Annotated in this window: 5 protein-coding genes and 1 tRNA gene; 4 read left to right on the top strand and 2 right to left on the bottom strand. The window is 69.1% G+C overall.

Translation table 11 applies throughout. From position 1 onward, the window contains the following. Nucleotides 1-92 precede the first annotated feature (92 nt). Genes IEW15_RS26390 through IEW15_RS16350 form a run of 3 tightly spaced genes read left to right on the top strand, consistent with a single transcriptional unit; the run spans nucleotide 93 to nucleotide 5,881 of the window. Nucleotides 93-3,362 carry a phage tail protein gene (locus IEW15_RS26390; protein WP_188579826.1) on the top strand — a complete coding sequence of 1,090 codons (3,270 nt, stop codon included), beginning with the start codon at nucleotides 93-95 and terminating at the stop codon, nucleotides 3,360-3,362. A gap of 36 nt (nucleotides 3,363-3,398) precedes the next feature. Continuing rightward, complete coding sequence (locus IEW15_RS16355) at nucleotides 3,399-4,871, top strand: DUF2793 domain-containing protein (RefSeq protein ID WP_188579824.1); 1,473 nt, start codon at nucleotides 3,399-3,401, stop codon at nucleotides 4,869-4,871. A gap of 41 nt (nucleotides 4,872-4,912) precedes the next feature. Beyond that, the gene (locus IEW15_RS16350; RefSeq protein ID WP_188579822.1) at nucleotides 4,913-5,881 is read left to right on the top strand and encodes a DMT family transporter; all 969 of its coding nucleotides are present in this window, start codon (nucleotides 4,913-4,915) and stop codon (nucleotides 5,879-5,881) included. Between the two features lie 82 nt (nucleotides 5,882-5,963). On the opposite strand, the gene IEW15_RS16345 is transcribed toward IEW15_RS16350, so the two are convergent. Next, nucleotides 5,964-6,038 (bottom strand) — tRNA-Val (locus IEW15_RS16345). Between the two features lie 269 nt (nucleotides 6,039-6,307). On the opposite strand from IEW15_RS16345, the gene glmS reads away from it, so the two are divergent. After that, nucleotides 6,308-8,134, top strand: coding sequence for a glutamine--fructose-6-phosphate transaminase (isomerizing) (gene glmS, locus IEW15_RS16340; RefSeq protein ID WP_188579819.1), 1,827 nt, complete (start codon nucleotides 6,308-6,310; stop codon nucleotides 8,132-8,134). 59 nt (nucleotides 8,135-8,193) lie between these two features. On the opposite strand, the gene IEW15_RS16335 is transcribed toward glmS, so the two are convergent. After that, nucleotides 8,194-8,721: a cupin domain-containing protein gene (locus IEW15_RS16335; RefSeq protein ID WP_188579817.1), complete on the bottom strand. Its 528-nt coding sequence runs from the start codon at nucleotides 8,719-8,721 to the stop codon at nucleotides 8,194-8,196. Nucleotides 8,722-8,735: the final 14 nt, after the last annotated feature.

Raw genomic sequence — 8,735 nt, 5'->3', positions numbered from 1 at the left:
GGCCATCAGCGCGCAATCCCGTTGAAACCAACGGAATCATCGCACCGCTCGCACGCTGGGGAAAGTCCGACAGGCTGCTAGGGCGCCTGATCATGACCGGCTTCTTCCTGACCTCGCTGATCCGCGGGCTTCTGCCCGCGGGCGGCCTTGGCGATGCCGCGGCGACGCTGATCCGGCGTGCCGCGACCGGCGGTTTCGAGCCGCGCGAGGGTCCACGGCTGTCGGATCTGGCGGTGCAGACCGCCGGCCATGGCCGCGCCATCCCGAGGGTTTATGGCACGGTACGCCTGGCCGGCAACATCATCTGGGCACGCCCGATCACCGAAACCCGGCGGGTGGTGGCGTCGGAAACCGCGAGCGGCGGCGGGTTGCTGGGTCTGCTGGGGGCAGGGCGGCTGCTGTCGGCGGGGCGGGTCGAATACGACTATACCGCCAGCTTTGCCATCGGTCTGGCACAGGGGCCGATCCTGGGCGTGCGGCGGATCTGGGCGGATGAGACCCTGATCTGGTCGGCCGATCCGGCGGCGGGGCTGGACGGCATCGCCGCATCCGCCGCACCGGGCCGTTATTTCCGCCTGCATCGCGGCACGGCGAGCCAAGCGCCCGACCCGCTGATCCTGAATGTCGAAGGGCCGGACCGGACACCGGCCTTCCGCGATCTGGCCTATATCGTGTTCCAGGATCTGCCGCTGGCCGATTATGGCAATCGGGTGCCGCTGATCGAGGTGGAGATCGTGCGCGGCAGCCCGGTGGCTGCGGGCGAAGATCCGCTGGCGCTGGCCCATGTCACGCCGGTGCTGCGTGATGACCGGCGCAGCCTGCCATCGCTGATCGACGGGATGCCGGCTGATCTGATGCGTGGGCCGGCCGCCGGAGCGGTCGGCGATACCGGCTATTTCTGGACCGATGGCGGCACGGCCGACGGCAGCGTGTCGCGTTATGTCAGCGCCAGCAACCCGGTCACCCGGGTGCGGCGGGTGGTGCGCCAGCGCAAGGTGGCCGGTCGCTGGCTGCCCGAGGAGCGCTGGACCCAAACCATCACCCAGAGCGCCGCCGCCCGTGGCTGCCTGTGGGCCGCGGCCGACAGGCCGGTGCAGCTATATGCCCGCGATACCGAACCCGCCGGCGTCTTCGTCGAGATCGAGACCGGCCGGCACCGGCTGATCGGCCTGCCCGGCAGCCTGAATGGCGACTGTCGGGGCGTGACCGCCCATGGCGGCCGGATCTGGGTGATGGCTGGCCGTCCGGGCGGGCTGAACGGCATCTGGGCGCTGGATGAGGCGAGCGGCGGCACCGATGCCACGCTGATCCTGGACGGTCTGCCGCCGCAGCGCATGCTGATGCGCGGCGATGCCACCGGCTTGCTGCTGCTGACCGCCAACCGGTTGCGTCATCTGACCGGGGTGACCGCCGTGACCGATCGTGATCTGACCCTGACCCCCTGGCCGGATCTGCGACCGCTGGGGCTGCATCAGACCGATGATGGCAGTGTGGCGGTGGTCTTTGCCAACCAGTTGGCGCTGATCGCCCGTGACGGCCGGGTTCTGACCGCACCGCTTGAGGGTGAGCCGGCATCGGCGGCAGGCTTTGCCACCGGCGCCGGGTCGCTGATCGCGGTGCCGTGGATCGAGGCGGTGAGCAGTTTTGCCTATGTCGACCGCTGGGTGGCGCTGACCCGACCCGATGAGACCGCGGAACTGGCGGCGACCGTGGCCGATCTGGCGGCGGCGGCGGGCGTTGATGCCGACGATCTGGACCTTGCCGCGGTGAGCGGCATGGCGTTGCGGGGCTATGTCGTGGCACGCAACGGATCGGCGCGCAGTGCGATCGAGCCCTTACTGATGGCCTGTTTCGTGGATGCGGTGGAACGTGGCGGACGCCTGGCACTGGTGCCGCGTGGTGGTGAGATCGCGGCGACGGTGGCGGCCGACCGGCTGGCGGCACATGAGGACGGTGCGACACGGCCGCCGCTGGTTGAACGCAACCGCAGCCAGCAGGCCGAGATGCCGCGTGAGGTTGCGGTGGGGTTCATCGATGGCGCGGCCGATGGCCGGCCGGGGCTGGCGCGCGCGCGGCGCACCGTGGGCGGGGCCGAGGATCGCCGTTCGGTGGAACTGCCGCTGGTGCTGACGGCGGCCGAGGCCACAGGCATTGCCCGCACCCTGGCGGATACCGCCCTGATCGAGCGTGACCGCTGGCGGCTGCGCCTGGGCTGGGGCGACATCGCCCTGGAGCCGGGCGATGTGATCGCACTTGCGCCCGATGCGGCATCAGCGGCGCCCGGCCGGCTGCGGATCGAGCGGATGGCCTTTGGCACCCCCGGCCTGATCGAGATCGAGGCGGTGGCCGATCATGGCGCCTTGTATGAGGCAGCGCGACCGGGGACAGCGCCGATCGCCAGCCTGACGGCGGCGCCGGCACCGGTGCAGGGATTGGCCGATGTGACGGTGCTGGACCTGCCGCCGGTTGTGGAACCGGCACCGGACCCGGGGCTGGTGGTGCTGGCGACCGGAGGTGGCGCGGGCCTGCGCGCCGCACGGGTCGAGGTATCGGCGACCACGGATGGTCCGTGGACGACGGTGGCCGCACTGGCACCGGCGGCGCTGGGGGCCGCGCAACAGATCCTGGCCGGCGGCAGCACATGGCTTCGCGACGACATCAACACGCTGACCGTCGATTTCGGCGATGACGGGCGGATCGCGGCCGACATCTCCGACGCCGATGCCGAAAGTGGTCGCAGTCTGGCGCTGGTCGGTGCCGAGATCATGGCCTATGGCGCCATCACCCGGGTGAGTGCCGGGATATGGCGGATCAGCCGGTTGTGGCGGGGTCTGCGCGGCACCGAGGCTGCCGTCACGGGCCATGGCGCCGGCGAGACGGTCACTCTGCTCGATCCGGCGCGGCTGGCGGTGCTGGCCTATGCGCCGGGCGATATCGGGCGGGTGCTGTGGTTTCGGGCGGTGAGCGGCGATGGCGGCACCGGCCCTGCGCGCGCCGTCACCATCCAGGGGCTGGGGCTGCGGCCCTTCGCGCCGGCGCGGATCACCGGGAAACGTCAGGGCGATGGCTCGGTGCGGATCGAATGGTTGCGCGCCGACCGTCATGCCAATTGGACCGACGGCGCCGACGAGCCGATGAGCGAGGCGAGCGAACGCTATCAGCTTGAGATCCTGACGACCGCCTCGGTCACCGCGACCGCGCGGCGGGTGGTGATCGTGGAAGCGGCCACGGCCTGGAGCTATTCGGCCGCGCAGCAATACGCCGATTTCTTCACCCAGCCGTCGACGCTGGGCTTGAGGGTGGCGCAGATCGGCGCCGCCACCGGCCCCGGCCCGACGCTGGCGGCGATCGTCAATCCCTGACGTCTTTGTCTCCCCTTGCACGGAGGGCCGCAACCGATGGCCGATACCACCCCACGCCTGACCCTGCCATTCCTGAGCGCCGCGGCGGCGCAGAAGCATGTTCAGCACAACGAGGCCCTGGCGCTGCTGGATGTGGCGGCCCAGATGACCGTGAAGAACCGGACCCTGACCACGCCGCCATCCAGCCCCGCCGAGGGCGATGCCCATCTGATCGCGGCCGGCGCCAATGGCCTGTGGGCCTGGCGTGATGGCCAACTGGCGATCTGGACCAATGGCGGCTGGCGGTTCATCGCGCCGCGGGACGGCTGGATCGTGTTCATCGAGGCCGAGCAGATCTTCATCGCCCGCCGTGGCAGTGCCTGGGTCACCGCCACGGTGGTCGCGCACAGCCATGTTCCGGCCGAGGTGACCGGGCTGGATACGGCCCTTGCCGGCAAGGTGGCCAAAGCGGGCGACAGCATCACCGGCCGGCTGGATGTGGCCCAGAAGCTGATCGTGGGCGATACCGCCGCCACGGATGGCGAGGGGGTGGTGGCGCGTCACGCAACGGCCGCCGCCATGTCGGCGCATGTGAACAGCGGCGGCGAAGCCCTGCTGGGCCTGCGCGAAGCCGGCACCAGGCGGGCGGCGCTGCGCTGGCAGGCGGGCACGCTGAAACTGCAGACCGATGGCGCGGCGCCGCTGGTGCTGGCGACGCAAGGCAGCGACAGGGTGGCGGTGCCGGCCGACCGGCCGGCGATCGGCATCGGCACCAACGCCCCGGCTCAGGCCCTGCATGTGTCGACCAGCAGCCTGCCCAAACTGCGCCTGCAACTGACCGGCGGCAGCGCCCGCAGCTGGGATATCGGCCAGACCGCCGACGGCCATCTGGAGATGATGGATGTGGGGGTGGGGGTGGCGATGCTGCGGTTGCGCAGCGTGACCGATGCGGAAGGGGCCGAGGTTGCGATGATCGGCGGTCATGGCGGTATCAGCGCAAGCTTCTTCAATGTCGCCGGCACGGGCGGCAGTGCGGCCGGCTGTGCCATGTCGCTGCGCGCCAACAGCATCACCGGCCGGTCGTTGAATGCGTCCGGCACCATCAATGCCAGCGGCGCCGACTTCGCCGAATACGTCACCAAGGCACCCGGCTGCGGCCCGGTCGCCAAGGGGGCGGTGGTCGGCATCGACGATCAGGGCCGGATCACCGACCGTTTTGCCGATGCCATCGCCTTCGCGGTCAAATCGACGGCCCCCGCGCTGGTTGGCGGGGATGCCTGGGGTGGCGATGACGAGGCACGCCCGATGGTCGACCGTGTTGCTTTTGCCGGCCGGGTGCCGCTGACGCTGGCGGGCGCGGTGATCCCTGGCCGGATCGCGATTGCCGAAGCCGATGCCGCAGGATCGATCCGTGCTCGTTGTATGGCGGCGGGCGAGCGGCTGGATGATGCCCATGACGCCCGGATTCTGGGGCGGATCTGGCGGCTTCTGGATGATGGCACCGGCGAACTTGCGGTGCGTGTCGGCTGATCCGGCTTGACGGCGCAGCCGGGCGGGCGGAGTGTCCGGCCATGACCAGACAAAGCCCGACCAAGGCGGGTTCCGGGGCCAGTTCCGGGGCGGCCGCGCCATCATCGACCAGTGTCATCAGCAGCCCTGCGCGCGCGCTGGTGCCGGTGGTGTTCGTTCTGTTGTGGAGCACCGGGTTTATCGGCGCCCGCTATGGCCTGCCCCATGCCGAGCCGGCGACGTTCCTGGCGATCCGGATGGTCGCGGCGGTGGCCTTGATGGTGCCGTTCGCGCTGGCGACACGCGCGCCCTGGCCCCATGGGCCACGTGCCTGGCTGAATGCCGCGATCGCCGGCGTGTTGATGCATGCGATCTATCTGGGCGGGGTGTTCATCTCGATCCATCAGGGCGTGCCGGCGGCGATGGCGGCGGTGATCGTTGGGCTGCAACCGCTGCTGACCGCCTTGCTGGCGATCCCGATGCTGGGCGAGCGGCCGCGACCGCGGCAATGGGCGGGGCTGCTTCTGGGGCTGGGCGGTGTGCTGCTGGTGCTGGCCGACAAGATCGCGCCCGCCGGCAGCGGCCTGCTGTTTCAGGGCTTTCCTGCCTGGGCACCCTTGTTTTCGGTCGGATCGCTGGTGGCGATCACGGTTGGCACGCTGTTTCAGAAGCGCCATTGCTCGGGGCAGGATCTGCGCACCGGCACGATCATTCAGTATGTGGCATCGTTTCTGGTGCTGCTGCCGGTGGCATTGCTGTTCGAGACCCGCGTGGTCGACTGGGCGCCTGAATTCATCGGCGCGCTGGTCTGGCTGACCGTGGTGCTGTCGTTGGGTGCCGTCAGCCTGCTTTATGTGCTGCTGCGCCGGGGGGCCGCCTCGGAAACCGCCAGCCTGTTCTATCTGGTGCCGCTGTCGGCGGCGGTGATCGCCTGGATCCTGTTCGACGAGGCGCCGGGCGCTCTGGGCCTGTGCGGCATGGCGCTGACCGCGGCCGGCGTCTGGCTGGTGGTGGGCGCCCGGCGTCGGTGACGCGCGGGTGGGCCATGAACTGGCCGGCGGCAGGCCGACACACAAAACCCCCGATGCCGGAGCATCGGGGGTTTTGATGAATTGGTGGGCGCGACAGGGATTGAACCTGTGACCCCACCCGTGTGAAGGGTGTGCTCTACCGCTGAGCTACGCGCCCGCAGGGTCTGTTCGTCCGGTCCGGCCGTGTCCGCCGCTCCGTCCGCCTGAGGTGGGCGCTTTATATGGCCGCGATCGGGGGCTGTCAAGCGGGTGATCGCAGGGATGTTGCGGTTTGATGATCGGGCATCGGCCTGCAACACTCGGTAACGGGAAGTGATTGGCGCCGGGGCCTGCGGTCTGTTACGCCAGAACGGTGGCGATAACGGATGTTCGGGAATATGCCGGGCGCCGGGCGCTGCGGCGTTCAGTTCGATGGAGTGACAGGGCATGTGCGGTATTGTGGGCGTCGTCGGGGCGGCGGACGCGCCGGCCATTCTGGTCGAGGGATTGCGCCGGCTGGAATATCGCGGCTATGACAGCGCTGGCATCGCCGTTCTGGATGAGGCCGGCGGCATCGGCCGGCGCCGGGCCGAGGGCCGGATCGCCCGGCTGGACGCGCTGCTGTCCGAACAGCCCATGACCGGTCATATCGGCATCGGCCATACCCGGTGGGCCACCCATGGCGCGCCGACCGAGGCCAATGCCCATCCCCATGCGACCGCACGCGTTGCCGCCGTGCATAACGGCATCATCGAGAATTATCGCGAGTTGCGCGCCGAGCTTCAGGCCGCCGGCCGGGTGTTCGCCAGCCAGACCGACACCGAAGTCATCCCGCAGCTGATCACCGCGCTGATCGAGCAGGGCCTGTCGCCGGTCGATGCGGTGAAGGCGGCCCTGGTGCGGTTTGAAGGCGCCTTCGCGCTGGGGCTGGTGTTCGCCGGTGAACAGGATCTGCTGATCGGCGCCCGCCGGGGCAGCCCGCTGGCGGTCGGCCATGGCGATGGCTGCATGTATCTGGGATCGGACGCCATGGCGCTGGTGCCGTTCACACGTGAGATCACCTATCTGGACGAAGGCGACATGGTGGTGCTGACCCGCGCCGCCATGACCATCTATGACGCCACCGGCGCCGAGGTGGTGCGGCCGCGCCGCCAGACCGAATTGTCGAGCGGCGCCGTCGGCAAGGGCGGTCACCGCCATTTCATGCTGAAGGAAATCTATGAACAGCCGGCGGTGATCGGCGACAGCCTGCGTACCTTCCTCGACCCCGCCCGCGGCACCATCGAGATGAAGGAGATGCCGTTCGATCCGGGCCGGCTGACCCGCATGCTGATCGTTGCCTGCGGCACATCGGCCTATGCCGGCATGGTCGCCAAATACTGGATCGAGCAACTGGCACGGCTGCCGGTGGATGTGGATGTGGCATCGGAATTCCGTTACCGCGACACGCCGTTGACGGCGGGGGAGGTGGCGGTGTTCATCTCGCAGTCGGGTGAGACCGCGGACACCCTGGCGGCGATGCGCCATGCCAGGGCCGGGGGAGTGGTGACCATCGCCGTGGTCAACGTGCCGGAAAGCAGCATGGCGCGCGAAGCCGATCTGGTGCTGCGCACCAAGGCCGGGCCTGAGATCGGCGTTGCCTCGACCAAGGCCTTCACCTGTCAGCTGGTGACACTCGTCTGCCTGGCCATCAGCCTGGGCCGCGCCCGCGGCACCATCGATACCGCCCGCGACCAGAAACTGACCCAGGCGATCGCCGAGGTGCCGTCGCGGGTGGCCGATGTGCTGAACAATGATGGCCGGATGCGCAGCATCGCCGAAAGCCTGGTCCATGTGACCGGGGTGCTGTATGTCGGGCGTGGCACCGCGTTTCCGATCGCGCTGGAAGGCGCGCTGAAGTTCAAGGAAATCAGCTATATCCACGCCGAAGCTTATGCCGCCGGCGAGTTGAAGCACGGTCCGATCGCGCTGATCGATGACGGCCTGCCGGTCGTGGCGCTGGCGCCTTCAGGCCCGCTGTTCGACAAGACCGCATCGAATATCGAGGAAATCGTCGCCCGTCGCGGCCGGGTGATCCTGATCACCGACGAGGCGGGGGCCGCAAGGCTGAGCGATCTGGTCGCCGAAGTGGTGGTGCTGCCGACCGTGGACCCGGTGGTGGCGCCGCTGCTCTATGCGCTGCCGGTGCAACTGCTGGCCTATCACACGGCGGTGCTGAAGGGCACGGATGTCGACCAGCCGCGCAACCTCGCGAAATCCGTGACGGTCGAGTGAAACGGTGACAGCGGAATGATGGCGGGGCGGCCGGATCAGGCCGCCCCGCCATCCGTTGCTCATGCGGTGTGCGTCGTGTCGATCAGGACGGCGATGAGCTGTGCCGGATGGTCTGACAGATTTTCCCACGCATGATTGGTCTCACGCTGGATGACGACGTCGAACGGCTCCAGGATCGTTTCGTCCTCGTCGAGGATCAGCTTCACCCGGCCCGACAGCAGGACGATATAGTCGATCGACCGCGTGCAATGCATGTTCGGGTGCCGGCCATCGGCATCATGGGCATCGGCGGCACCCATGCGCTCGAAGACACTGGCCGACAGCACCCGGTCGCCATCGCCACTGCCGGCCGGTGGAAGCTGAAAGATGCGGAAGGTGTTGCCGCCGACCGCCGGCGCCAGAACGATCGGGCGATCGGCCCCGTCGGGGGCCTTGGTGTCGGGGCCGCCTGCCGTCATCGCCCACATGTCGATCAGGCCGCGCGCCGGCGCGCTTTCAAGCATATGCGGCGACGGGCCGTCGGACAGGATCCGCGAGCGTCCGTCAGCGGTGTTGGCCGTCACGATCCGGCGAATGGTCTTGAGCATGTCCGTGTATCCAT

Origin of the sequence: Tistrella bauzanensis (assembly GCF_014636235.1) — a bacterium.
Taxonomy (GTDB): domain Bacteria; phylum Pseudomonadota; class Alphaproteobacteria; order Tistrellales; family Tistrellaceae; genus Tistrella; species Tistrella bauzanensis.
The sequence above is the reverse complement of the archived record's forward strand: the minus strand, read 5'-3'. Positions and strand labels throughout refer to the sequence as shown.

What these genes read in the sequence shown, in the direction of transcription:
- IEW15_RS26390 (WP_188579826.1), top strand. Translation starts at nt 93, where the DNA reads ATGACCGGCTTCTTCCTGACCTCGCTGATCCGCGGGCTTCTGCCCGCG.
- IEW15_RS16355 (WP_188579824.1), top strand. Translation starts at nt 3,399, where the DNA reads ATGGCCGATACCACCCCACGCCTGACCCTGCCATTCCTGAGCGCCGCG.
- IEW15_RS16350 (WP_188579822.1), top strand. Translation starts at nt 4,913, where the DNA reads ATGACCAGACAAAGCCCGACCAAGGCGGGTTCCGGGGCCAGTTCCGGG.
- glmS (WP_188579819.1), top strand. Translation starts at nt 6,308, where the DNA reads ATGTGCGGTATTGTGGGCGTCGTCGGGGCGGCGGACGCGCCGGCCATT.
- IEW15_RS16335 (WP_188579817.1), bottom strand. Translation starts at nt 8,721, where the DNA reads ATGCTCAAGACCATTCGCCGGATCGTGACGGCCAACACCGCTGACGGA.